Here is a 23,340-nt window from a genome sequence, read left to right as displayed (position 1 = left end):
CAGGGATGATCAGTCGACCTTGATGCCGAGCTTCTTCACGACCGGCGTCCAGCGCGCGGCCTCGCCCTCGATGAGCGCGGCGAAATCGGCGGGCGTGCCGCCGACGAGGTCGAAGCCGAACGCGTTCATCTTCTTCACGATCTCCGGATCCTTGAGGATCGCGCCGACTTCCGCGTTGATCTTCTGGACCACGGCGGGCGGGGTCGCGGCGGGCACGACCAACCCGTTCCACGCGAGCGCCTCGAATCCGGGATAGGTCTCCGCGATCGCGGGCAGGTCGGGCAGCAGCGGGAAGCGCTTGGGCGTCGTCACCGCGATCGCGCGGAGCTTGCCCGCCTTGACCTGCGCCTGCAGCGGCTGCATCACCGCGAAGATCATCTGCGTCTCGCCCTGCACGGTCGCGAGCACGGCGGGCGGCGACCCGTTGAACGGGATGTGCACGGCCTCGAAGCCGCCCATCGACTTCAGGAGCTCCGCGTTCAGGTGCGACGAGCTGCCGTTGCCGACCGACGCGAAGTTGAGCTTGCCGGGATTCGCCTTCGCCCACGCGGCCAGTTCGGGCACCGTCGTCACCGGCAGGCTCGCGTTGACCGCGAGCACGTTCGGCTGGCTCGACGTGATGATGACCGGCGCGAGGTCCTTCCGGACGTCGTAGGGCACCTTGGCGATCAGCGGGCCGGTCGCGAGCGGGCCGTTGAACCCGAGCAGCATCACGCTGCCGTCCGCCGGGGCGCGCACGACCTCCCCGGTCGCCACCGCGCCGCCGGCGCCGGGCTTGTTCTCGACGACGACCGGCTGGCCGAACCTGGCGGTCAGCTTCTCGCCGATCGCGCGCGCGAGCACGTCGAGCGAACTGCCCGCCGGGGCCGGCACGAGGATGTGGACCGGCTTGTCGGGCCAGGATTGGGCCTGCGCCATGCCTGCGCACAGGGCGAGCGCGACGAGGACGCTGCGGAGGGATATCGATCCGATCATGGCCGGGGGGTCCTGTTCATCGAGGTCGAGGTCATGTGCCGTGGAGCGCGATCGGCGCGCGCGCCGATCGCAGCGCACACCAATCGGCGAACGCGTCGTCGCGCACGATCCTGCCGGCATCGATCCGGGCCGGAAGCCCGGACGACGGCACGACGTAGGTCGAGCGATAGTACTCTCGAAGCGCCGCCTCGCCGCCTTCCCGGTAGATCCGCCACCAGAGCTTCTTGGTTTCGCCCAGTCGGTCGTTCGCGGCCTGCGGCTGGCCGGACGCCGTCGGCTCGAGCACCATGCCCCAGCGATCCAGCGACGTGACCGTCTTCACGAAGTCTTCCGCGCCGTCGATCGGGTAATGATGCACGATCGGCGCGCTCGTCTGCCGCCGACGCGGATGCGGAACCTCCGGACACCAATGGGCGTCCGTCACTCGATGCTCGAGTACCCAGGCGGCCCGATACAGCGACTTCCCGTTCGTGTAGCCCGCGTACGGCGGCGCGTCCGGTTCGGTGGCGCGGTGGCGCATCCTCGTGTACACGGGACCGGTGGCCGCGTCGATTTCCGTCGGGACGTAGTGTTTCGCCGGCGAATTGACGAGCGCGATCTCGGGCGACACGCGGTCGAGCAGCGCTCGCAGCGACGGTTTCGGCGCCCACCAGAATTCGTCGGTATCGGAGAAGGCGATCCACGAGTCGTGTGCAAGCCTGGACTCGATCCGCCGCGCGAGCAGGCCCAGCGCCTCGTATCGGTCATTGGGCCGGACCACGGTCATCGAGGTCACCGCGCTCCCGAACGATGCGATGACGTCCCGAGTGCCGTCGGTACTCTCGTTGTCGGCGATCAGGACGTGGTCGAAGCCGCTTCGCAGATGATGGTCGAGGTTCAACCGGAGCAGTTCACCTTCGTTGCGCGTCACGATGAACAGGGCGAGCACGACGGTCGGGCTCCGTGGCGGAGGCGGGCTCGTGTGGCGGTCCGAGGCCGGGCAGGCATTCTACGCCCCCGGCCGGACTCTGCGCCGACCGTTCCGGCCGGTGCCGACCAGGGGCCCGGCGGTGCGCCCGCCCGGGCGGCGCAATCGCCGGGCACGATCATTCATTCGACGCGTCCGCAGACGAGGTACTCGAGCAGCGCCTTCTGCGCGTGCAGGCGGTTCTCCGCCTCGTCCCACACGACGCTCTGCGGACCGTCGATCACCTCGGCGGCGACTTCCTCGCCGCGGTGCGCGGGCAGGCAGTGCATGAACAGCGCGTCGGGCTTCGCCGCGCGCATCATGCCGGCGTCGACCTGCCAGTCGGCGAAGGCGCGGCGGCGCGCGTCGTTCTCGGCTTCGAAGCCCATGCTCGTCCACACGTCGGTGGTGACGAGGTCCGCGCCGCGGCACGCGTCGCGCGGATCGGCGAACGACTCGCAGCGCTCGGCGATCGGCGCCGGCAGCTCGGAGCGCTTCACTTCGTAGCCGACCGGCGAGCTCACGTGCACGCGGAAGTCGAGCGCGGCGGCGGCCTGCAGCCAGCTCGTCAGCATGTTGTTCGCGTCGCCGATCCACGCGACCGTGCGCCCGCGGAGGTCGCCGCGGTGCTCGATGAACGTGTACACGTCCGCCAGGATCTGGCAGGGGTGGTGCTCGTTGGTGAGCCCGTTGATGACCGGCACGCGCGAGTGCGCGGCGAAGCGCTCGATGATGTCCTGCCCGAAGGTGCGGATCATCACGACGTCGACCATGCGGCTGATCACGCGTGCGACGTCCTCGATCGGCTCGCCGCGCGAGAGCTGGGTGTCGTGGCGGTTCAGGTTGATCGCGATGCCGCCCAGTTGGTTCATGCCGGCCTCGAACGACACGCGCGTGCGCGTGCTCGCCTTCTCGAACACCATCGCCAGCGTGCGGTCGCGAAGCGGCTGATAGAGCTCGTAGCGTTTGAACCGGTCCTTGATCCAGCGCGTGCGCGCGAACAGGTGCGCGAGCTCCGCGGCCGAGAAATCGGAGAACTGCAGGAAATGTCGGGTCGGGACCGGGGGCATCGTGCGGACCGCGGCGCGCCGCCCCGGGGACGAGCGACTTCGGCCGAAAAGGGAATGCTAGCACGTGCGAAATGGCGGCTTGACCCGGATCAACGCCGCCTTCGGGGACCGCCGGTAGCCTTGCGGCGTGACCGCCACGGCCGCAACGGCGACGTTTCCGACCGACCTTCCGCCGTGGGTGCTGAAGGGCCGTCTGCTGCTGCCGGTCGTGCAGGGCGGCATGGGCGTCGGCGTCTCCGCGCACCGGCTCGCCGGCGCCGTCGCATCGCTCGGCGCGACCGGCACCATCGCCTCGGTCGACCTGCGGCGCCACCACGACGACCTGATGGCGGCAAGCCGCAACGCGGCGAAGGACATCGTCGACCGCGCGAACCTCGAGGCGCTCGATCGCGAGATCCGCAACGCGAAGGCGATCGCGCAGGGACGCGGCTCGATCGCCGTGAACGTCATGCGCGCGGTGTCCGAGTATCCGGCCTACGTGCGCCGCGCCTGCGAGAGCGGCGCCGACGCGATCGTCGTCGGCGCCGGCCTGCCGCTCGACCTGCCGGAACTCGCCGCGGACTGGCCCGGTGTCGCGCTCGTCCCGATCCTCTCCGACGCGCGCGGCGTCGCGCTCGTCGTGCGCAAGTGGATGCGCAAGGGGCGGTTGCCCGACGCGATCGTGATCGAGCATCCGCGCCATGCGGGCGGGCACCTCGGCGCGGCGAGGATCGAGGACCTCGGCGACCCGCGCTACGAGTTCGAGCGCGTGCTGCCCGAGGTGCTCGCGTTCTTCCGCGCGGAAGGCATCGGCGAACGCGCGATCCCGCTCGTCCCCGCGGGCGGCATCAACAGCCACGAGCGCGTGCGCGAACTGATCGGCTTGGGCGCGTCCGCCGTCCAGGTCGGCACGGCGTTCGCGGTGACCGAGGAAGGCGACGCAGCGCCGGCGTTCAAGCGCGTGCTCGCCGACGCGGGTCCCTCGGACATCGTCGAGTTCGTGAGCGTCGCCGGACTCCCGGCGCGCGCGGTGCGCACGCCCTGGCTCGAGCGCTACCTCGCGATGCTGCCGAAACTGACCGAGGCCGCGCGCAGGAAGCCGCGCTGCACGCTCAAGTTCGACTGCCTGATCCAGTGCGGTCTGCGCGACGGCATCGCGAAGATCGGCCAGTTCTGCATCGACACGCAGCTCGCCTCCGCGCTCAAGGGCGATCTCGCGCGCGGACTCTTCTTTCGCGGCGCGGGCGCGCTGCCGTTCGGGAAGGAGATCCGTCCGGTCCGCGACCTGGTCGAGTACCTGCTCACCGGCGTGCGCCGCCCGGCTCCCGTGCTACCGTAGCCGGGTCCATGAGACGCACGATGCAAGACGCCCGCGCCACCGCCGAATCCGCTCCGGGCCCGATCCAACTTCTCGCCACGGTTCCGCACCGGTTCTTCTTCCTCTCCGGGGTGACCGCGCTCGCCGTCGACGCGCTGTGGTGGACCTGGACGCTCGTCGCACGCACCGGATGGCCCGCGCCGCCGGTGTCGGTCTCGCCGACCGCGTTGCATGCGTTCGTGATGCTGTTCGGCTTCGCGCCGCTCTTCATGTTCGGCTTCCTGTTCACCGCCGGACCGCGCTGGCTCGGCATCGGGCCGCCGCCGCCCGGCGCCTGGCGACCGGCGGGCATCGCCGCGGCGCTGGCCTCGATCGCGATCGTGCCGCTGCAGGCGCTGCCGCCGATCGCGACGCAGATCGCCGCGGGCGTCTACGCGCTCGCGTGGGCGGCGCTGCTCGCGCAGTTCGTCCGCCTGATCCGCCGGAGCATCGTTCCCGACAAGGTGCATACCCGGCTCATCGCCGTCGCGTTCGCGGCGGGGATTGCGGGCGTCGCGTCGTTCGCGCTCGCCGGCGCCGCGGCGCACGCGTTCGTGAAACTCGCCGGACTGTGGTTCTTCCTGCTGCCGGTGTTCGTCGTCGTCTGCCACCGGATGATTCCGTTCTTCACCGCGAACGTCGTTCCGTTCGTCACGGCGTTTCGTCCGTGGTGGCTGCTCGCCGCGATGGCGGCGGCGCCGGCCGCGCACGGCGTCATCGAGGCGCTGGGCCTCGGAGCATGGACGCTCGTCGTCGACCTGCCGGCCGCCGTGCTGCTCTTCGGCGTGACCGCTCGCTGGGGCATCGCGCGGAGCCTCTCGAACCGCCTGCTCGCGATGCTGCACCTGGGCTTCGTCTGGTACGGCATCGGGTTCGCGCTGTACACGGTCGCGGCGATCATGGTGCTCGCGGGCGGCGCGAGCCTGGGATTCGCGCCGATGCATGCGCTGACGATGGGGTTCGCGTCGTCGCTCGTGCTCGCGATGGTGACGCGGGTGAGCTGCGGCCACACCGGCCGGCCGCTCGTGGCGGACGGCACGACCTGGGCGCTCTTCCTGCTGCTCCAGGTCGCGACGGTCGCGCGCATCGCGTCGGAGTTCCTCCCCGGCGGCGTCGCGCTCGCGATCGCCGCGGTGCTCTTCGCATTGAGCGTGGTCCCGTGGTCGTTCAAGTACGCGCCGCTCTACTGGCGAGCGCGCGAGGACGGAGCGCCGGGCTGAACCGGCGCGGCGGATCCGGGATCAGCCTTCGCCGTCGGGACGATCGTCGGGCGTTCCCGCGAGTACGACGCGCTCGCGGCCCTGCGCCTTCGCGTGGTAGAGCGCGCGGTCGGCCGCGGACATGAGTTCGGCCTGCGTCGCGCCGTCGTCCGGCGCGACCGCGATGCCGGCGGAGAACGTGAAGCCGGAGATCGACTCGCCGCCCCAGGGCACGACGAGTTCGCGCAGGCGCGAGGCGAGCGTGGCGAGGGCGGTGCGCGCGCCGCTCGCGTCGGTGTCGGGCAGCACGACGCAGAATTCCTCGCCGCCGTAGCGGCACAGCACGTCCGCCGGGCGAAGCGACGTCGCGAGGACGCGGCCGATCTGCATCAGCACGCGGTCGCCCGCGAGGTGGCCGTGCCGGTCGTTCACGCCCTTGAAGAAGTCGAGGTCGAGGAGCGCGAGCGCGAGCGGGGCGTTGCGGCGGTTCGCGCCCGACAGGAGCGCGGGCACGACCGAGTCGAGGTAGCGCCGGTTGAAGAGCTGGGTCAGCGGATCGTGCACCGCCTCGGCCGCGAGCCGGGCCTGAAGTTCCTCGACCTCGCGCACCTTGCGTTCGAGCTCCCGGTTGAGGCGCTCGAGCTGGCGGTTCATCGCGAGGCTCTCCTGGCGCTCGCGCTCGGCGCGGTCGCGCTCCTCGCGCGCGTGCCGCAGTTCGTGCTCGGCCCGCAGCAGGTAGTACTTGGCGCTCGCGCGGCTCGTGAGCCGCTCCGCGGTCACGTCGTTCAGCCGCTGCTGGTGCCGGTACGCCTGCTCGAAGCGGCCGAGCCCCGCGCAGCGCTTCGCCGCGGCGGCACGCGCCTTGCACAACGTCGGCACGTGGTGGACGCGCTCCGCGGCCTCGATCGCGCGGTCGAGCGCTTCGATGGCGGCTTCGGTGTCGTCGCGCGCGTCGGCGAGCGCGGCCGCGGACCAGCGCGCGTGGACCTCGTTGTGCCCGCCGGGGTAGTTGGCGTAGATCGCTTCCGCCTCGCGCAGGCAGCGCTCCGCGTCGGCGAGCCGCCCGTGCATCGCGAGGACCTCGGTCGACACCGCGAGGTAGTGCGCCTGCGCGGCGCTGCGCGGCACGCCGTCGGGACCGTCCAGCATCGCGTCGATGGTCGCGAGCGCGCCGGCGTGGTCGCCGGTGCCCAGTTGCGCCTCCGCGAGGTTCGAGCGCACGAAGAGCCACAACTGCGGATTGTCGTAGCGCGGGAGCATGCCGAGCGCGTCCTGCGCGAGTTCACGCGCCGGCGCGTAGTCGCCGACCGTGACGAGCGTCGCCGCGAGGTTCGACATCGCGGTCGGCAGGTGCGGCGAGACGTCGATCGTGCGCAGCGTCTCCAGCGCGTGGTGCATGTGTCGGATCGTCTCGTCGATCCGGTCCTCGTAGTAGTAGGTGGCGGCGAGCGCGTTGATCGCCCAGAAGCGGTCCTGCGGCGAGAGCGTGGCCATCGCCTCGTCGTAGTACTCGAGGAGCCCGGCGCGGGCGGCGGCCGGCTGCTGGCGCACGAGGTCGAGCCGCGCGAGGCCGATGCGCGCGAGGAGTTCGCCGCGGCGCTCGGAGAGCCGCGCGAAGCGCTCGCGCGCGAGCGGGAGCGTCTCGCCCGCGGCGCCCGGGTCGGCGGTGAAGTAGAGCTGGTGCCAGCCGATCGTGAGTTCGGACCACGCGCGGGCGAGTTCCCCGGTCGCGGGATCGTCGAGCTTCGCGCGGGCGCGCGCGACCGACGCCGCCGGTTCGCGGAAATGCGACTCCCAGACGGCGGCGATGGCGTCGTCCCGGGGCGAGGCCCCGGGCAGCTGGCGTTCGGCGGTCACCGGCGCGATCCTGCCCCTGGCGTGGAGGATGCGCGCATCGTAGCAACGGTCATGCCGCGCGTCCGTCCGGACCGTCCGCCGGCCGGGCGTGCCCACGGGACCCTGCGCGGCAGGCGCTCCGAAACGACGAGAGCGCCACGCGGGCGCTCTCGGTTCACGGCACCGTCCTCCCCGCCGACGTCAGGCCATCGCCTTGATGGCCTGGGCGAGGCGCGACTTGGTGCGCGAGGCGAGGTTCTTGTGCACCACCTTCTTGTCGGAGATGCGGTCGATCGTCGCCTGCGAAGCCTGCAGCGTCTTCGCCGCCGCCGCCTTGTCGCCGGAGGAGATCGCCTTCTTCACCTTCTTGACCGCGGTGCGGAGCTCGGACTTGAGGCTCGCGTTGCGCTTGCGCGTCGCTTCCGCCTGCCGGGCGCGCTTGCGGGCTTGCGCCGTGTTGGCCATGACTGTCGTTTCCCGTGGGCTGGGCCTCGCGGGGGACCGCAAGGCAAAGACTTGAAATATTATCGCATTTTGCCGGTCCCGGCAAGGTCGGCGGCGGGTGCGCCGGCCGGCGGCCGCGCCCGGGCGCATCTTCGGCGACGACCCGTCGGTACACTGCGCCCGCCGCCGCCCGGAATGCCGGCCATGTCCCGATGAACCTCCTTCGCGCCGTCTTCACCGTCTCCGGCATGACGCTCGCCTCCCGGGTGACCGGGCTCGTGCGCGAGAGCGTCAAGGCGGCCGTGTTCGGCGCGGGCCCGGCGATGGACGCGTTCGAGGCCGCGTTCCGGCTGCCGAACCTCTTGCGGCGGCTGTTCGCCGAGGGCGCGTTCTCGCAGGCGTTCGTCCCGATCCTCGCCGAGTACCGCCGCACCCGGGGGGACGGCGAGACGCGCGACCTCGCCTCGCGCGTCGCGACGCTGCTCGCGCTCGTGCTCCTCGCCGTCACGGTGGCGGGCGTGCTCGCCGCGCCCTGGCTCGTCTATCTGCTGGCCGGGGCCTTCGCGCGCGATCCGGCGAAGGCCACGCTGACCGCGGACCTGATCCGCATCGTGTTCCCGTACGTGCTGTTCGTCTCGCTCACCTCGCTCGCCGGCGGCGTGCTGAACGTCTACCGGCGTTTCGCGATCCCGGCGTTCACGCCGGTGTTGCTCAACCTGTCGATGATCGCGGCGGCGCTCTTCGTCGCGCCGCACGTCGACCCGCCGGTGCTCGCGCTCGCCTGGGGCGTGTTCGCCGGGGGCATCGCGCAACTCGCGCTGCAGGTGGTCCCGCTCGTGCGCATCGGCATGCTGCCGCGCCCGCGCGTCGACTGGCGCCACGAGGGGGTGCGCCGGGTGCTGCGCAACATGGCGCCGGCGATCGTCGGCGTGTCGGCGGCCCAGGTGTCGATCCTCGTCAACACCCAGCTCGCCGCCTCGCTCGGCGACGGCCGCATCGCGTGGATCAGCTACGCCGACCGCCTGATGGAGTTCCCGAGCGCGCTCCTCGGCGTGGCGGTCGGCACCGTGCTCTTGCCGACGCTCGCGCGCCACGGCGGCGAAGGCGACGAGGCACGCTACTCGTCGCTGCTCGACTGGGGCCTGAGGCTCGTGCTCCTGCTCTCGGTGCCGGCCGCGATCGCGCTGTGGCTGCTCGCGCTGCCGCTCGTCGCGACGCTCTACCAGTACGGCCACTTCGCGGCGTCCGACGCGCTCGCGACGCGCACCGCGCTCATCGGCTACAGCGTCGGGCTCGTCGGCATCGTGTCGGTCAAGATCCTGGCGCCGGGGTTCTACGCGCGGCAGGACTTGAAGACGCCCGCGCGGATCGCGGTGATCACGGTCGTCGTGATGGCCACGCTGGCGCTCTTCCTGATGCGGACCCCGCTCGGCCACGCGGGCCTCACGCTCGCGACGAGCATCGGCGCGCTGTTCAACGCGACGGTCCTCTTCGTGCTCCTGCGCCGCCGGCGCCGCTACGTGCCCGGGCCGGGCTGGCCGATGTTCGTCGCCAGGATCGTCGTCGCGGGCGGCGTGCTCGCGGCCGTGCTCTCCGCCACCGTCGGCCCGGCATCGGCCTGGCTCGAGGCGACGCTCGCCATGCGCGTCGTCCGCCTAGCGCTGATCGTCGCGGCGGGCGCCCTGGCGTACTTCGCCGCCCTGGCGCTCCTCGGATTCCGTCCGCGGGACTTCAGCCGCCGCGAGGGCGTGCCGCACGAGGCTCCTCCGCCGCAGGACGAATAGGCGCGGCGGGTTCAGGCCTTGCGGTGCGGACAGCGCGCCTTGGTGCAGTCGGCGTACAGGTAGAGCGCGTGCTCGGTGATCTCGAAGCCGCGGTCGCGCGCGATCTTCGCCTGCCGCTTCTCGATGTCGGCGTCGTAGAACTCCTCGACACGGCCGCACTGCATGCACACGAGGTGGTCGTGGTGCTTCCCCTCGTTCAGTTCGAACACCGCCTTGCCGGATTCGAAGTGGTGGCGCACCAGGAGGCCGGCCTGCTCGAACTGGGTGAGCACGCGGTAGACGGTCGCGAGGCCGACGTCGAGGCCGTCGGTCAGGAGCTGCTTGTAGACGTCCTCGGCGGTGAGATGGCGCACGCGCGACTGCTCGAAGACGTTGATGATCTTGAGCCGCGGCAAGGTCGCCTTGAGGCCGGCGCTGCGCAGATCGTGGGGCTGGTTCATCGGCGGGGCTCCCGGTCCCGGGGAAACCGGGTGGCCCGGCTATAATAACGAGTCCCGCGCGCCGCGCCCATCGACCCCGACGTGACGATCCTCCGCCGATTCCTCGCCTGCGCTGCGGCGACGCTCGCGCTCGCGGGTTGCCAGACGATGGAAACGTACCTGCCGGCGATCCAGTCGTTCGGCGTGTACAAGATGGACATCAACCAGGGCAACTACGTCACGCAGGACATGGTCGACCGGCTGAAGCAGGGCCAGACGCGCCAGCAGGTGCGCGTGGCGCTCGGCACGCCGCTCGTGCAGAGCGCGTTCCGCGACAACCGCTGGGACTACGTCTACGAGTTCTCGCGCAACGGCAAGGTCGTCGAGCACCGCCAGTTCACCGTCTACTTCGTCGACGACAGGCTCGCGCGCTGGGAGGGCGACGAGATGCCGAAGTCGGTCGCCGACCTCAACAAGGCCGCGGCCGAGCGCACGCTCGGCCACATCCCGGCCGCCGACGACCCGGGCATCTTCAACTGGTTCTTCGAGTGGCTGAAGAAGGTCCAGCAGTGACGCGTCGCGCATGACCGCCCGCATCCGCATCGCCATCGCGGGCACGGGGGGGCGCATGGGCCAGGCGCTCGTCGCGCGCGTGCTGGAGGCCGACGACCTCGCGCTCGCCTCGGCGCTCGATGTCGCCGGGGCCGCCACGGTCGGCCGCGACGCCGGTGCAGCGCTCGGCAGGTCCTCCGGCGTGGCCGTGACGAGCGAGGTGGATGCGGCGCTCGCGGGCGCGGACGTGCTGATCGATTTCACCCGGCCGGAAGGCACGCTCGCCCACGCGGCGGCCTGCGCGCGCGCCGGTGTCGCGCTCGTCGCCGGCACGACCGGGCTCACGGCCGCGCACAAGTCGGCGATCGCCGATCACGCGCGCACGGTGCCGATCGTCCTGTCGGCGAACATGAGCGTCGGCGTCAACGTGCTCGCGGAACTCGTCACGCGCGCCGCGCGCGCGCTGGGCAGTGCCTACGACATCGAGGTGGTCGAGATGCACCACCGCCACAAGGTCGATGCGCCCTCGGGCACCGCGCTCATGCTGGGCGAGGCCGCGGCGCGGGGAGCGGGCATCGACCTCGCGAGCGCGGGGGTCTACGCGCGCGAGGGCGTGACCGGCGAGCGCAAGCCGGGGACCATCGGCTTCGCGACGCTGCGCGGCGGCGACGTCGTCGGCGAGCACGTCGTCGTGTTCGCCGGGACCGGCGAGCGGGTCGAACTCGCGCACCGCGCGACCTCGCGCCAGATGTTCGCCGACGGCGCACTGCGCGCGGCACGCTTCGCCGCCGCCGCCCGACGCGAGCGCCGCGCCGGTCTCTTCGACATGCGCGACGTGCTGGGCCTCGCCTGACCGGGCGTCCGGGCGCCGGACCGCCGCCGCCGCGGTTGCCCGGGAGGACTGTTTTCCGGTAGAATTCAGGGCCTTGGCGGGAGCGTCCCGGACGATGCGGGCGGCTCCCGCTTCGCACGTCCGGCCTCCGGATCGACGCCGGGCCCGCCCGCCATGACCGACTCCGCGCTCTTTCCTCCGCGCACCCCGGCGATCCTCGCGCTCGCCGACGGCACGCTCTTCCACGGCCGCTCGATCGGCGCGGTCGGGCAGGCATCGGGCGAGGTCGTGTTCAACACGTCGATGTCCGGCTACCAGGAGATCCTGACCGATCCTTCGTACGCGGGCCAGGTGATCACCTTCACCCACCCGCACATCGGTAACGTCGGCGTGACGCGCGAGGACGACGAGGCGCGGCGGACTTTCGCGGCGGGGCTCGTCGTGCGCGACCTGCCCGCGCTCGCGTCGAACTGGCGCAGCGAAGGCGACCTGGGCGCCTGGCTCGCGCGGCACGGCATCGTGGGCATCGCGGACATCGACACGCGCGCGCTGACGCGCATCCTGCGCGAGAAGGGCGCGCAGAACGGCGCGATCGTCGCCGCGTCCGCGATCGGGTCGGTCGAGGTCGAACAGGCGAAGGGCGCGGCGCGCGAGGCGCCGTCGATGACCGGGCAGGACCTCGCGAAGGTCGTCTCGACGCGCGAGGCGTACGACTGGCAGGGGTCGACCTGGGCGATGGGCCGCGGCTACACCGAGGCGCCGCCCGCGCGTCATTCGGTGGTCGCCTACGATTTCGGCGTCAAGCACAACATCCTGCGGATGCTCGTCGCGCGCGGCTGCCGCGTGCACGTCGTGCCGGCGCAGACGCCCGCGCGCGAGGTGCTCGCGCGCCGGCCCGACGGCGTGTTCCTGTCGAACGGCCCGGGCGACCCGGAGCCCTGCGACTACGCGATCGACGCGATCCGGTCGATCCTCGGCGCGGGCGTGCCCACGTTCGGCATCTGCCTCGGGCATCAACTGCTCGGGCTCGCCGCGGGCGCGCGCACGATGAAGATGAAGTTCGGCCACCACGGCGCGAACCATCCGGTGCTCGACCTCGACAGCGGGCAGGTGATGATCACGAGCCAGAACCACGGCTTCGCCATCGAGCCGTCGTCGCTGCCTTCGAACCTGCGCGTGACGCACGTCTCGCTGTTCGACCGCTCGCTGCAGGGCGTCGCGTTCACCGACCGCCCGGCGTTCGGGTTCCAGGGCCATCCCGAGGCGAGTCCCGGTCCGCACGACGTGGGGCCGCTGTTCGACCGTTTCGTCGCGATGATGCGCAAGGCCTGACCTCCGGTCGCGCCGGCGCGCCGCGCGCGCGAAGGCGCCGGACGATCCCCGCGAGACCGACCCGACCCTCCACGGAATCCGCATGCCACGCCGCACCGACCTCCAGTCCGTCCTCATCATCGGCGCCGGCCCGATCGTGATCGGGCAGGCCTGCGAATTCGACTACTCGGGCGCGCAGGCGTGCAAGGCGCTGCGCGAGGAGGGCTACAAGGTCATCCTCGTCAACAGCAACCCGGCGACGATCATGACCGACCCGGAGATGGCCGACGTCACCTACATCGAGCCGATCACCTGGCCGATGGTGGCGACGATCATCGAGCGCGAGCGCCCCGACGCCCTGCTGCCGACGATGGGCGGGCAGACCGCGCTCAACTGCGCGCTCGACCTCGCGCGCGAGGGCGTGCTGACGAAGTTCGACGTCGAACTGATCGGCGCGTCGAAGAAGGCGATCGACAAGGCCGAGGACCGCGAGAAGTTCAAGGCCGCGATGAACCGCATCGGGCTCGGCAGCGCGCGAAGCGGCATCGCGCACTCGCTCGAGGAGGCGCACCGGGCGCAGGCCCAGGTCGGCTTCCCCTGCATCATCCGGCCGTCGTTCACGCTCGGCGGCACCGGCGGCGGCATCGCGTACAACAAGGACGAGTTCGACGAGATCTGCAAGCGCGGCCTCGCGATGAGCCCGACGCACGAACTCCTGATCGAGGAATCCCTCCTCGGCTGGAAGGAGTTCGAGATGGAGGTGGTGCGCGACCGCAAGGACAACTGCATCATCGTGTGCTCGATCGAGAACCTCGACCCGATGGGCGTGCACACCGGGGACTCGATCACGGTGGCGCCCGCGCAGACGCTGACCGACAAGGAGTACCAGGTCATGCGCGACGCCTCGATCGCGGTGCTCCGCGAGATCGGCGTCGACACCGGCGGCTCGAACGTCCAGTTCGCGATCGACCCGCACGATGGCCGCATGATCGTGATCGAGATGAATCCGCGCGTGTCGCGCAGCTCGGCGCTCGCCTCGAAGGCGACCGGCTTCCCGATCGCGAAGATCGCGGCGAAGCTCGCGGTCGGCTACACGCTGGACGAACTCGCGAACGACATCACCGGAGGCGCGACTCCGGCGTCGTTCGAGCCGTCGATCGACTACATCGTCACCAAGGTCCCGCGCTTCGCGTTCGAGAAGTTCCGGCAGGCCGACGACCGGCTGACCACGCAGATGAAGTCGGTCGGCGAGGTGATGGCGATCGGGCGCACGTTCCAGGAGTCGCTGCAGAAGGCGCTGCGCGGGCTCGAGGTCGGCGTCGACGGCTTCAACCTGAAGACCGTCGACCCCGACCGGATCGGCGACGAGCTCGCCTATCCGCGCGCCGAGCGCCTGTGGTACGTCGCCGACGCGTTCGGCATCGGCATGACGCTCGAGGAATTGCACGGCTACACGAAGATCGACCGCTGGTTCCTCGCGCAGATCGAGGAGATCGTGAAACTGGAACTCGCGGTCGAGAAGCGCACGCTCGAATCGCTCACGAAGGACGAGTTCCGCGAGCTGAAGCGCAAGGGATTCGCCGACCGGCGGCTCGCGCACCTCTTGAAGCGGAGCGAGGACGAGGTGCGGACGCGGCGGCACGCGCTCGGCCTGCGTCCGGTCTACAAGCGGGTGGACACCTGCGCGGCGGAGTTCGCGACCCAGACCGCGTACCTGTATTCGACCTGGGAGGAGGAGTGCGAGGCGCGGCCGACCGACCGGAAGAAGGTGATGGTGCTGGGCGGCGGGCCGAACCGGATCGGGCAGGGGATCGAGTTCGACTACTGCTGCGTGCACGCGGCGATGGCGCTCCGCGAGGACGGGTTCGAGACCATCATGGTCAACTGCAACCCGGAGACCGTGTCGACCGACTATGACACCTCCGACCGCCTGTACTTCGAGCCGCTGACCCTCGAGGACGTGCTCGAGATCGTGCACGTCGAGAAGCCCTGGGGCGTCATCGTGCAGTTCGGCGGACAGACGCCGTTGAAGCTCGCGCGCGACCTCGAGCGCAATGGTGTGCCGATCATCGGGACCACGCCCGACATGATCGACATGGCCGAGGACCGCGAACGCTTCCAGCAGATGCTGCACCGGCTGGGACTGAAGCAGCCGCCCAACCGCACGGCGCGCACCGAGGAAGCGGCGATCGCCGCCGCCGGCGAGATCGGCTATCCGCTCGTCGTGCGGCCCTCCTACGTGCTCGGCGGACGCGCGATGGAGATCGTGCACGAGCAGCGCGAGCTCGAACGCTACATGCGCGAGGCCGTGAAGGTCAGCAACGACAGCCCGGTGCTGCTCGACCGCTTCCTGAACGACGCGATCGAGGTCGACGTCGACGCGGTGTCCGATGGTGCCCGCGTGGTCATCGGCGGCATCATGGAGCACATCGAGCAGGCTGGCGTGCACTCGGGCGATTCGGCCTGTTCGCTGCCGCCGTACTCGCTGTCGAAGGAACTGCAGGACGAACTGCGCCGCCAGACCGTGGCGATGGCGAAGGCGCTCGACGTCGTCGGACTGATGAACGTGCAGTTCGCGATCCAGGACGGCGTCGTCTACGTGCTCGAGGTGAACCCGCGCGCGTCGCGCACCGTGCCCTACGTGTCGAAGGCCACCGGACGTCCGCTCGCGAAGATCGCCGCGCGCTGCATGGCCGGCAAATCGCTCGACGAGCAGGGCGTCGAGGGCGAGATCGTGCCGCCGTACTGCTCGGTCAAGGAGGCGGTGTTCCCGTTCATCAAGTTCCAGGGCGTCGACACGATCCTCGGGCCCGAGATGAAATCGACCGGCGAGGTGATGGGCGTGGGCGAGACCTTCGGCGAGGCCTTCGTCAAGAGCCAGCTCGGCGCGGGCGTGCGGCTCCCCGACAAGGGCCGGGTGTTCGTGAGCGTGAAGGACGCGGACAAGGCGCGCGCAGTGGACTCCGCGCGCATGCTGCACGCGTTGGGCTTCGAGATCGTCGCGACCCGCGGGACCGCGGCCTCGCTGGCCGCGGCGGGCGTGCCGGCGGCCCCGGTGAACAAGGTGGCCGAGGGCCGGCCGCACATCGTCGACATGATCGTGAACGACGAGATCGCGATGGTCGTGAACACGGTCGAGGAGAAGCGCAGCGCGATCCACGACAGCCAGGCGATCCGCCGGGCCGCGCTCGCGGGCGAAGTGCCGACGTTCACGACGATCGCCGGGTTCCGCGCCGCCGCGATCGGCATGAAAGGGATGCGCGCACTCGACGCGGCGTCGATCCAGGAGTTGCACCGCAGGCTTTCGGGAGGACGGACGTGAGCAAAGTGCCGATGACGGTGGCGGGCGCCGGGAAGCTCAAGGCGGAACTGCAGCGCCTGAAGTCGGTCGAGCGCCCGGCGGTGATCCAGGCGATCGCGGACGCGCGCTCGCACGGCGACCTCTCGGAGAACGCCGACTACGACGCGGCGCGCGAACGCCAGGGCTTCATCGAGGGCCGGATCGCCGAGATCGAGCACAAGCTCGCCGGCGCGCAGGTGATCGATCCGGCGTCGATCGAGGCGGACGGCCGCGTGGTGTTCGGCGCGATCGTCGAGATCGAGGACGAGGATTCCGGCGAGCAGCGCCTCTGGCAGATCGTCGGCGACGACGAGGCGGACGTCCGCGACCGCAAGGTGTCGGTGTCCTCGCCGCTCGCGCGCGCGCTGATCGGCAAGCGCGAAGGCGACAGCGTCGTGGTCGAGGCCCCCGGCGGTTCGCGCGCCTACGCGATCGTCGCCGTTCGCTACGGCTGAACCGGGCCTGGACGCGCCGGCCGCAAACCGGGGAGGTGACCGAATGCTGCGCAGGGTACTCACGTCGAGCCGATTCTTCACGCTGATCGCGGTCGCCGGAACCTTCATCGGATCCTCCGCGTTGATCGTCTACGAGGCGATCGTCATCGGAGCCTCGGTCGGCGGCGCGTGGCGGGCCGCCGATTTCTCGGCGAAGGCCGCGAAGCTCTTCGCCGTCGGGTTGATCGAGGCGGTCGACGTCTTCCTGATCGCGATCGCGCTCTACATCATCAGCCTCGGCCTCTATGCGCTGTTCGTCGACGACAAGCTTCCGCTGCCGAAATGGCTGCGCATCGAGAACCTGGACGACCTCAAGGGGCACCTCGTGAGCGTGGTGATCGCCGTGCTCGCGGTGCTGTTCCTGCGCGAGGCGGTCGCCTGGGACGGCTCGAGCGACCTCCTGTCGTTCGGCGCCGCGCTCGCGCTCATGATCGTCGCGCTGACCTTCTACCTCGGCAGGCTGGGCACGCACGGGCAGGAGCCGTCCGAGGACGCCTAGGGGCGCCGGACGTTCCGGCGCTCGCCGCTCACCCGCTGCGCTGCGCGAGCGCGGCCACGGTATCGACGAACGCGCTCGCCGCCGGCGCGAGGCCGCGACCTTCGCGCGTCATGATCTCGTAGCGTGTTCCGGCGCCGGTGAGCGGCACCGCGAGCCGCGCGATCATGCCCGGCGCCTCGTAGTGCCGCGCGAGTCCGAGCGGCAGGAGCGACAGCGCGTCGGTCGCCTGCAGCAACGCGAGCGTCGCCACGATCGACACGGTCTCGATCAGGTCGGTCGGCGGACGGTTGCCGGCCGCCGCGTGCAGCGTGTCGAAGTCCCGGCGCAGCGGGCTTCCCGCCGGCGGCACGATCCAGGTGGCCCCGGCGAGCGCGGCGAGCGCGATGGCACGACGACGGGCCAGCGGATGCGCGGCGCGCGCGACGACGGTGAGCGGTTCGTCGGCGAGCGGCCGGGTCTCGAGGCCCGCGAGGTCGTCGTCGGGTGGGCGCGGCGTCACCGCCACGGTGATTTCGCCGCGCCGCAGCGCCTCCAGCAGCACCTCGCTGGTGTTGACGAGCGCGTAGATGCGCACGCGCGGGTGCCGCTCGCGCAGCGCGCGGATCGCCGGCGCGACGAGCGTGGGCACCGAGCCGGTCACGCCGCCGACGCGCAGCGACCCCTGCCGCCCCTCGCGCTCGGCCGCGATGTCGGCGTGCGCCTGCGCGAGGTCGTGGAGGATGCCGCGCGCGTGACGCAGCAGCGTCTCGCCGTGCGGCGTGGGCGACATGCCCCAGGCGTGGCGCTCGAACAGGCGCGCGCCCAGCGCATCCTCGAGGTCGTGGAGTAGCTTGGTCGCCGCGGGCTGGGTCAGTGCGATGTCCGCGGCCGCGCGGCGCAGGCTGCGGTGGGTGTCGAGCGCGACGGCCAGTGCGAGGTGCCGCACGCGCAGGCGGCTCGCCACGGCGATGGGCAGGGACATTCCAACAGGCTATCACAACATAGGCAAACGCGATTGGCGGTTATCACAGGTCCGATCGCACAATGACCGGCCGATCCGCGTCCGGCCGGACGACGCGGCCAGCAGGAGGAATGCCCGTGAGCAGGATCCGAGTCTTCGCCGCCGCGCTTGCCGCTGCCGTTTTCGCGGTCCCCGCAGTCGCCCAGGACGCCTGGCCTTCGCGTCCGGTCCGCATCATGGTCGGCGCGAGCGCCGGCGGCGGCACCGACGTCATCGCCCGGATGCTGGGCGAGAAGTTCGCCGAGGCGTTCAAGCAGCCGTTCGTCGTCGAGAACCGGCCCGGAGCGTCGAACACCATCGCCGCCGATCTCACCGCGAAGGCTCCCGCCGACGGCTACACGCTGCTCGTCGCGACCAACACCGGACAGGCGATCGCGCCGCACATGCTGAAGCTCGCCTACGACCCGCTGAAGGACCTCGCGCCGGTCGGCCTCGTCGTCGTCGTCCCGAACGTGCTCGTCGTCGGCGAGAAGGTGCCGGCGAAGGACGTGAAGGAACTGGTCGCGCTGGCGAAGTCGAAGCCGGGCGAAATCCGCTTCGCGTCGTCGGGCGTCGGCAGCACGCAGCACATCGCCGGCGAGGCGTTCAATCTCGCCGCGGGCATCAAGACCGTGCACGTGCCGTACAAGGGATCGAGCCAGGCGCACGTCGACATCCTCGGTGGCAACGTCGAGATGATGTTCGACACGACCTCGTCGGCGATGTCGCAGATCAAGGCGGGGCGCTTCCGCCCGCTCGCCGTGACTTCGCCGCAACGCTCGGCCGAGCTTCCGAACGTGCCGACGATCGCCGAAGCCGGCTACCCGTCGGCCGAGATGACGACGTGGTACGGATTGTTCGTCACCGGCGGCACGCCGAAGCCGGTCATCGAGCGTCTCGCGGCGGAGTTGAAGCGCGCGCTCGCGCTCCCCGACGTCCAGGCGCGATTGAAGGGCCTCGGCGGTGAGCCCGGGACCCTCACGGTCGACGAATTCGCCGCGATGAACCGCGCCGAGTTCGAGCGGTTCGGCAAGCTCATCAAGGCCGCCGGCATCAAGGCTGAATAGTGATATCCCCCCGAAGCGCCCTGCGGGCGCCTCCCCCCAGGGGGCAGAAGGCGACCTCGGGGCGGCCCGTCGGTCGCCTGTCCCCCCGAAGCGCCCTGCGGGCGCCTCCCCGTTCTCCCGTTCGCCGATCCGGATGAAACCGCGCATCGCCTTCAGCCCCGGCGACCCCAACGGCATCGGCCCCGAGATCGCCGCGAAGCTCCTCGCGCGGCCGGGCATTTTCGAGCGCGCCGACGTTGTCGTGTACGCCGATCCGGCGACGATCGCGCACGGCGAGCGGATCGCGGGCGTGCGTGCGCTCCTGTCGTCGTCACCGGCCGCCGGCCGCGCGACGCTGCACGCGTTGTCGTGCGGAGGCGAGGGCGCGATCACGCCCGGCGAGGCGACCGAAGCGGGCGGACGCGCCGCGCTCGCCTCGCTCACGGAGGCCGTCGACGCGGCGAAACGCGGCGAGGTGCAGGGGATCGTGTTCGCCCCGCTGAACAAGCACGCGCTGCGCCTCGCGGGCATGACGCACGACGACGAACTGCGCTGGATGGCGGAGCGGCTCGGCGTGCCGGGCTTCACCAGCGAGTTCAACATCACCGGGGATCTGTGGACCTCGCGCGTTACCTCGCACGTGCCGCTGCGCGAGGTCGCCGACGCGATCACCGGGGCGGGCGTCGTCGACGCGGTGCGCATCGTGCACCGGTATCTCGTCGCCGCGGGCGTCGCGGCGCCGCGGATCGCGGTGGCGGCGTTGAATCCGCACGCGGGGGACGGCGGCTCGCTCGGGCGCGAGGAGATCGACGTGATCGCGCCGGCGGTCGAGGCGGTGCGCCGCGAAGGGATCGACGCGCGCGGCCCGATGCCCTCGGACACGGTATTCGTCGCGGCGAGCCGCGGCGACTACGACGCGGTCGTGTCGATGTACCACGACCAGGGGCAGATCGCGATGAAGCTGATGGGCTTCGACCGGGGCGTCACGCTGCACGGCGGCCTGCCGGTGCCGGTCGCGACCTGCGCGAGCGGCACGGCATTCGACATCGTCGGCAAGGGGATCGCGAACGTCGAGGGACTGCAGGCGGCGTTCGATCTCGCCGCGCGCATCGCTGCGCAGGCGATCAGGGCGAACGCCGCGTAGTTCCCGCTGCACCGTCGGCGAGGAACAGCGCGGGATCGACCATCGCGCGGTTGAGGCTCACCGACCAGTGCAGGTGCGGACCGGTGACCCGGCCGGTCGCGCCCACCGTGCCGACGACGCCGCCCGCGGGCAGCGCATCGCCCGGCGCGACCGCGATCGTGTCGAGGTGACAGACCATCGACAGCAGGCCGCCGCCGTGGTCGATCCACACGGTGCGGCCGTTGAAGAAGTAGTCGCCGGTGTCGATCACGCGGCCGGCCGCGGGCGCGCGAACCGGCGTGCCCTTCGGGGCGGGGATGTCCATGCCGCTGTGCGGCGCGCGCGCCTGCCCGTTGAACACGCGCCGCGCGCCGAAGGTCGGAGAGCGTTCGCCCCCGACCGGCGCGACGAAGGCGAAGGTCGCGGGCGCGGGCTCGCTGAACGTCGCAACGACGCCCGCTTGGTGCGCGCGCTCGCGCTCGTAGCGCGCGAGGTCCTCGGGCGAGAGGTCGACCTGTCCGGGCGCGACCGTGAGGCGCTGCTCGCGGTAGCTCGCCTTCCCGATGCGGTAGCGCTTCGTCTCGTCGGGGCGTCCCTCGCGCGTCACGACGATCGAGGCGTTGCCCGGCTTCGCGGCGAGCGGAATGCCGACGAGCGCGGTCCAGCCGCGCGCGTCGCCCACCACCAGCAGCGGAATGTCGCCGGCGCGCGCTATCGGACGGGACGCTCCGGCTCCGAGCGCGACCGTTGCGATGCCGCCGGGCACCGCGTGCTCGCGCGGCAGGTCGTTCGCGAGCGCATGCGCAGCGGTGAAGACGAACGCCAGCGCGAACGCTCGCGTGCTCGCGCTCATTGCGCGCTCGTCGTGCGGCGGCCCCGCGCCCGACCGATCACGAGCGCGGCAGGCGCAGCGGCTCGCGCCTCACCGGGCCGTCGAAGGTGACCGTCGGCACCCGGTCGCGCGCGATGCCGCGAAGGTAGGTGACCTTCACCCAGCCGCGTCGCCGTCCCCACACGATCTCGCACCACGGCCCATCGGCGAGGCAGCCGACGACGTTGACGTGCGTTCCTCTTCCGACCCACGCGACGACCGGGTGGTCGGTTCCGGGCCCCTCGCGCATGTTGACGTCCGACACGATGTTGGCCCACTGCGCGGCCGCCGGCAGGGACGTGGACAGCAGCGCGGCGAACACGAACCACGCCTTCATGGACGCGAACGGCCACCGGCCGGGCGGCGACGGCGGCGCACCGCTGCAGGTGCGGTTGAGGCGCCGGAAGCGTGCGCGCGTTTGCCCGCCGGCGCGGACGATCGACGCTCGGTCCATTGGCCCTGCGCCTTGCGGTTGCCCGCCGGCGCCTGCGACTGCGTCGAATGCTTGCCTGCCGAACCTTGTGCCGGTCGCTTTCCTTTCGGCGTCACGGGCTTTCCGTGCCGGAACCGTGCACCCCGCGGCGCGGACGTCGTCGGCACCGCAGGCTCCGCGGGCGCGGCGCGCGCGGTCCGTCGGCGCGTCGGATGCGCGCGCTCGCCTTCGAACGGCGCATTGAGGGAATGACGGGACGATCCGCGCCGGTGCGCGCTCGCGCGTTCGCCGATCCGCGCCTGCCCGGGCCGCCGATTCGCGTGCGCGCCTTTCTTGCCCTTGCGCGGATCCTTCGGCGCGCGCCGCGGTGCAGGTTCGTCGCGCACGGGCTTAGGCCGCCAGACGATCAGGAGCTTGCCCAGGTGCTGCACCGGCGCCGCACCGAGTCCCTCGCAGACCGCCGCGAGATGACGCTCGCGCTCTTCGCGGTCGTCGGAGTGCACCCGGACCTTGACGAGTTCGTGCGCGGCGAGTGCGACGTCGATCTCGTGCAGCACCGCGGGCGTGAGGCCCGAATGCCCGATGGCGACGACCGGGTGGAGGGTGTGGGCGCGGGCGCGGAGCGCGCGGCTTTCGGCGGGCGTGAGCGTGAGCATCGCGGCAGTGTAGCCGTTGCCGGGCCTCCGGTCGAAGCCCGATGCGCTCCGGGCACCGGAACGATGATGAACGGGCATTGGACCGTCGCGCGACGGGCCGTCGACAATCCGGCCGGCGCAGGCGTCGTCGCGCGTCTCGGAGGAAACCGCCATGCCATGGACGAAGAGGATGACTGGTGCCGCCGGTGTGGTCCTGCTGGCGGCGCTCTTCGCGTTCGCGCTCGGATCCTGCGTGTCCCACGGCCCCGCCGCGACCGATCCGCTGCCCTCATGGACCGACGGGCCGTCGAAGCAGCGGATCGTGGCGTTCGTCGAGTCGGTGAGCGATCCGTCGAGCCGCGACTTCGTGCCGGCCCCCGAGCGGATCGCCGTATTCGACAACGACGGCACACTGTGGGGTGAGCAGCCGATCTATTTCCAGGCGGCCTTCGCCTTCGACCGCGTGCGCGAGCTGGCGCCTTCGCACCCGGAATGGTCGTCGCGCCCCGCGATCAAGGCGCTCGTCGACGGCGATCGCGCCGCGCTCGCGGCGACCGGCGAGAAGGGACTGCTCGAAATCGTCATGGCGAGTCACGCGGGCATGACGACCGCGGAGTTCGACGCGACCGTGCGCCAGTGGGCCGCCACCGCGCGCCACCCGACGCGCGGGCGGCCATACACGAGCCTCACCTACCAGCCGATGCTGGAACTGCTCGCGTACCTGCGCGCCCGGGGGTTCACGACCTGGATCGTGTCGGGCGGCGGCATCGATTTCCTGCGGGTGCTCGCCAGCGACCTCTACGGTATCCCGCCCGAGCACGTCGTCGGGTCGAGCGTCAAGACGCGCTACGAGGTGCGCGATGGCAAGTCGGTCCTGGTGCGGCTGCCGGAGCTCGCGTTCGTCGACGACGGTCCCGGGAAGCCGGTGGGCATGCACAGCCACATCGGGCGGCGGCCGATCGCCGCGTTCGGCAACTCGGACGGCGACTTCGAGATGCTCCAGTACACGACCGCCGGCCCCGGACCGCGGCTCGGCGTGATCATCCACCACGACGACGCGGCGCGTGAATTCGCCTACGACCGGACGAGCCACATCGGCAAGCTCGACCGCGGACTCGACGCCGCTCCCGCGAACCGGTGGCTGGTGGTCAGCATGAGGAACGACTGGCGCACGATCTACCCGCCGGTTCGCTGAGTACGGCGCGAAATCCGGCCG

Annotated in this window: 22 protein-coding genes; 12 read left to right on the top strand and 10 right to left on the bottom strand. The window is 71.4% G+C overall.

Annotation, left to right across the window (positions count from 1 at the left end; translation table 11 throughout):
- Positions 1–9: 9 nt before the first annotated feature.
- The 3 genes from HS109_01480 to argF all read right to left on the bottom strand — a co-directional run bounded on the left by HS109_01480 (position 10) and on the right by argF (position 2,991).
- Positions 10–918, bottom strand: coding sequence for a tripartite tricarboxylate transporter substrate binding protein (locus HS109_01480; GenBank protein ID MBE7521033.1), 909 nt, complete (start codon positions 916–918; stop codon positions 10–12).
- Between the two features lie 88 nt (positions 919–1,006).
- Complete coding sequence (locus tag HS109_01475) at positions 1,007–1,903, bottom strand: glycosyltransferase family 2 protein (GenBank protein MBE7521032.1); 897 nt, start codon at positions 1,901–1,903, stop codon at positions 1,007–1,009.
- Positions 1,904–2,064: 161 nt separating this feature from the next.
- Positions 2,065–2,991, bottom strand: a complete 927-nt coding sequence (gene argF / locus HS109_01470; protein ID MBE7521031.1) for an ornithine carbamoyltransferase — start codon at positions 2,989–2,991, stop codon at positions 2,065–2,067.
- A gap of 178 nt (positions 2,992–3,169) precedes the next feature.
- On the opposite strand from argF, the gene HS109_01465 reads away from it, so the two are divergent.
- Positions 3,170–4,309 (top strand): nitronate monooxygenase, encoded by a 1,140-nt coding sequence (locus HS109_01465; GenBank protein ID MBE7521030.1) that lies wholly within the window; start codon positions 3,170–3,172, stop codon positions 4,307–4,309.
- Between the two features lie 20 nt (positions 4,310–4,329).
- On the top strand, positions 4,330–5,547 hold the full coding sequence (locus tag HS109_01460) for an NnrS family protein (protein ID MBE7521029.1): 1,218 nt from the start codon (positions 4,330–4,332) through the stop codon (positions 5,545–5,547).
- A gap of 21 nt (positions 5,548–5,568) precedes the next feature.
- Here the strand turns inward: HS109_01460 and HS109_01455 are convergent, their stop codons facing one another.
- Positions 5,569–7,383, bottom strand: a complete 1,815-nt coding sequence (locus HS109_01455; protein MBE7521028.1) for a diguanylate cyclase — start codon at positions 7,381–7,383, stop codon at positions 5,569–5,571.
- A gap of 180 nt (positions 7,384–7,563) precedes the next feature.
- A complete protein-coding gene (rpsT, locus tag HS109_01450) occupies positions 7,564–7,827 on the bottom strand; it encodes a 30S ribosomal protein S20 (GenBank protein MBE7521027.1) in 264 nt (87 codons plus the stop codon).
- Between the two features lie 191 nt (positions 7,828–8,018).
- Here rpsT and murJ point away from each other — a divergent pair, with 191 nt between their 5' ends.
- Positions 8,019–9,590, top strand: a complete 1,572-nt coding sequence (gene murJ / locus HS109_01445; protein MBE7521026.1) for a murein biosynthesis integral membrane protein MurJ — start codon at positions 8,019–8,021, stop codon at positions 9,588–9,590.
- 11 nt (positions 9,591–9,601) lie between these two features.
- Here the strand turns inward: murJ and fur are convergent, their stop codons facing one another.
- The gene (gene fur / locus HS109_01440) at positions 9,602–10,030 is read right to left on the bottom strand and encodes a ferric iron uptake transcriptional regulator (GenBank protein ID MBE7521025.1); all 429 of its coding nucleotides are present in this window, start codon (positions 10,028–10,030) and stop codon (positions 9,602–9,604) included.
- A gap of 147 nt (positions 10,031–10,177) precedes the next feature.
- Between fur and HS109_01435 the strand changes: the two genes are divergently transcribed.
- From HS109_01435 to HS109_01410, 6 genes are all read left to right on the top strand, one after another.
- Positions 10,178–10,582, top strand: coding sequence for an outer membrane protein assembly factor BamE (locus HS109_01435; protein MBE7521024.1), 405 nt, complete (start codon positions 10,178–10,180; stop codon positions 10,580–10,582).
- 22 nt (positions 10,583–10,604) lie between these two features.
- The gene (dapB, locus tag HS109_01430) at positions 10,605–11,414 is read left to right on the top strand and encodes a 4-hydroxy-tetrahydrodipicolinate reductase (GenBank protein MBE7521023.1); all 810 of its coding nucleotides are present in this window, start codon (positions 10,605–10,607) and stop codon (positions 11,412–11,414) included.
- Between the two features lie 153 nt (positions 11,415–11,567).
- Positions 11,568–12,725, top strand: coding sequence for a glutamine-hydrolyzing carbamoyl-phosphate synthase small subunit (gene carA / locus HS109_01425; GenBank protein MBE7521022.1), 1,158 nt, complete (start codon positions 11,568–11,570; stop codon positions 12,723–12,725).
- An 82-nt stretch (positions 12,726–12,807) separates the two neighbouring features.
- On the top strand, positions 12,808–16,026 hold the full coding sequence (carB, locus tag HS109_01420; GenBank protein ID MBE7521021.1) for a carbamoyl-phosphate synthase large subunit: 3,219 nt from the start codon (positions 12,808–12,810) through the stop codon (positions 16,024–16,026).
- Positions 16,023–16,499: a transcription elongation factor GreA gene (gene greA / locus HS109_01415; protein ID MBE7521020.1), complete on the top strand. Its 477-nt coding sequence runs from the start codon at positions 16,023–16,025 to the stop codon at positions 16,497–16,499. The genes carB and greA overlap by 4 nt, the downstream gene beginning before the upstream one ends.
- Before the next feature lie 43 nt (positions 16,500–16,542).
- Complete coding sequence (locus tag HS109_01410) at positions 16,543–17,037, top strand: YqhA family protein (GenBank protein ID MBE7521019.1); 495 nt, start codon at positions 16,543–16,545, stop codon at positions 17,035–17,037.
- A 28-nt stretch (positions 17,038–17,065) separates the two neighbouring features.
- Here HS109_01410 and HS109_01405 read toward each other — a convergent pair whose 3' ends face one another.
- Positions 17,066–17,998 (bottom strand): LysR family transcriptional regulator, encoded by a 933-nt coding sequence (locus HS109_01405; protein ID MBE7521018.1) that lies wholly within the window; start codon positions 17,996–17,998, stop codon positions 17,066–17,068.
- A 110-nt stretch (positions 17,999–18,108) separates the two neighbouring features.
- Here HS109_01405 and HS109_01400 point away from each other — a divergent pair, with 110 nt between their 5' ends.
- A complete protein-coding gene (locus HS109_01400) occupies positions 18,109–19,083 on the top strand; it encodes a tripartite tricarboxylate transporter substrate binding protein (GenBank protein MBE7521017.1) in 975 nt (324 codons plus the stop codon).
- Between the two features lie 133 nt (positions 19,084–19,216).
- Entirely contained in the window at positions 19,217–20,206 is a 990-nt protein-coding gene (locus HS109_01395; GenBank protein MBE7521016.1) for a 4-hydroxythreonine-4-phosphate dehydrogenase PdxA, read from the top strand.
- Here the strand turns inward: HS109_01395 and HS109_01390 are convergent.
- From HS109_01390 to HS109_01380, 3 genes are read right to left on the bottom strand one after another with little or no spacing between them, the layout of a single operon-like run.
- Positions 20,187–21,038, bottom strand: a complete 852-nt coding sequence (locus tag HS109_01390; protein MBE7521015.1) for a peptidoglycan DD-metalloendopeptidase family protein — start codon at positions 21,036–21,038, stop codon at positions 20,187–20,189. The genes HS109_01395 and HS109_01390 overlap by 20 nt on opposite strands.
- A gap of 37 nt (positions 21,039–21,075) precedes the next feature.
- A complete protein-coding gene (locus HS109_01385) occupies positions 21,076–21,393 on the bottom strand; it encodes an SH3 domain-containing protein (protein MBE7521014.1) in 318 nt (105 codons plus the stop codon).
- The gene (locus HS109_01380; protein ID MBE7521013.1) at positions 21,390–22,145 is read right to left on the bottom strand and encodes a YhbY family RNA-binding protein; all 756 of its coding nucleotides are present in this window, start codon (positions 22,143–22,145) and stop codon (positions 21,390–21,392) included. The genes HS109_01385 and HS109_01380 overlap by 4 nt, the downstream gene beginning before the upstream one ends.
- Before the next feature lie 169 nt (positions 22,146–22,314).
- Here HS109_01380 and HS109_01375 point away from each other — a divergent pair, with 169 nt between their 5' ends.
- The gene (locus HS109_01375; protein MBE7521012.1) at positions 22,315–23,319 is read left to right on the top strand and encodes a haloacid dehalogenase-like hydrolase; all 1,005 of its coding nucleotides are present in this window, start codon (positions 22,315–22,317) and stop codon (positions 23,317–23,319) included.
- Positions 23,320–23,340: the final 21 nt, after the last annotated feature.

It is taken from the genome of Burkholderiales bacterium (assembly GCA_015075645.1).
Classification (GTDB): Bacteria; Pseudomonadota; Gammaproteobacteria; order Burkholderiales; family Casimicrobiaceae; genus VBCG01.
This window is presented reverse-complemented; position numbering and strand designations above follow the sequence as displayed.

What these genes read in the sequence shown, in the direction of transcription:
- HS109_01375 (MBE7521012.1), top strand. Translation starts at nt 22,315, where the DNA reads ATGACTGGTGCCGCCGGTGTGGTCCTGCTGGCGGCGCTCTTCGCGTTC.
- rpsT (MBE7521027.1), bottom strand. Translation starts at nt 7,827, where the DNA reads ATGGCCAACACGGCGCAAGCCCGCAAGCGCGCCCGGCAGGCGGAAGCG.
- HS109_01480 (MBE7521033.1), bottom strand. Translation starts at nt 918, where the DNA reads ATGGCGCAGGCCCAATCCTGGCCCGACAAGCCGGTCCACATCCTCGTG.
- fur (MBE7521025.1), bottom strand. Translation starts at nt 10,030, where the DNA reads ATGAACCAGCCCCACGATCTGCGCAGCGCCGGCCTCAAGGCGACCTTG.
- HS109_01380 (MBE7521013.1), bottom strand. Translation starts at nt 22,145, where the DNA reads ATGCTCACGCTCACGCCCGCCGAAAGCCGCGCGCTCCGCGCCCGCGCC.
- HS109_01395 (MBE7521016.1), top strand. Translation starts at nt 19,217, where the DNA reads ATGAAACCGCGCATCGCCTTCAGCCCCGGCGACCCCAACGGCATCGGC.
- HS109_01390 (MBE7521015.1), bottom strand. Translation starts at nt 21,038, where the DNA reads ATGAGCGCGAGCACGCGAGCGTTCGCGCTGGCGTTCGTCTTCACCGCT.
- HS109_01435 (MBE7521024.1), top strand. Translation starts at nt 10,178, where the DNA reads ATGGAAACGTACCTGCCGGCGATCCAGTCGTTCGGCGTGTACAAGATG.
- HS109_01460 (MBE7521029.1), top strand. Translation starts at nt 4,330, where the DNA reads ATGCAAGACGCCCGCGCCACCGCCGAATCCGCTCCGGGCCCGATCCAA.
- carB (MBE7521021.1), top strand. Translation starts at nt 12,808, where the DNA reads ATGCCACGCCGCACCGACCTCCAGTCCGTCCTCATCATCGGCGCCGGC.
- carA (MBE7521022.1), top strand. Translation starts at nt 11,568, where the DNA reads ATGACCGACTCCGCGCTCTTTCCTCCGCGCACCCCGGCGATCCTCGCG.
- HS109_01405 (MBE7521018.1), bottom strand. Translation starts at nt 17,998, where the DNA reads ATGTCCCTGCCCATCGCCGTGGCGAGCCGCCTGCGCGTGCGGCACCTC.
- HS109_01400 (MBE7521017.1), top strand. Translation starts at nt 18,109, where the DNA reads ATGCCCGTGAGCAGGATCCGAGTCTTCGCCGCCGCGCTTGCCGCTGCC.
- murJ (MBE7521026.1), top strand. Translation starts at nt 8,019, where the DNA reads ATGAACCTCCTTCGCGCCGTCTTCACCGTCTCCGGCATGACGCTCGCC.
- HS109_01410 (MBE7521019.1), top strand. Translation starts at nt 16,543, where the DNA reads ATGCTGCGCAGGGTACTCACGTCGAGCCGATTCTTCACGCTGATCGCG.
- HS109_01385 (MBE7521014.1), bottom strand. Translation starts at nt 21,393, where the DNA reads ATGAAGGCGTGGTTCGTGTTCGCCGCGCTGCTGTCCACGTCCCTGCCG.
- argF (MBE7521031.1), bottom strand. Translation starts at nt 2,991, where the DNA reads ATGCCCCCGGTCCCGACCCGACATTTCCTGCAGTTCTCCGATTTCTCG.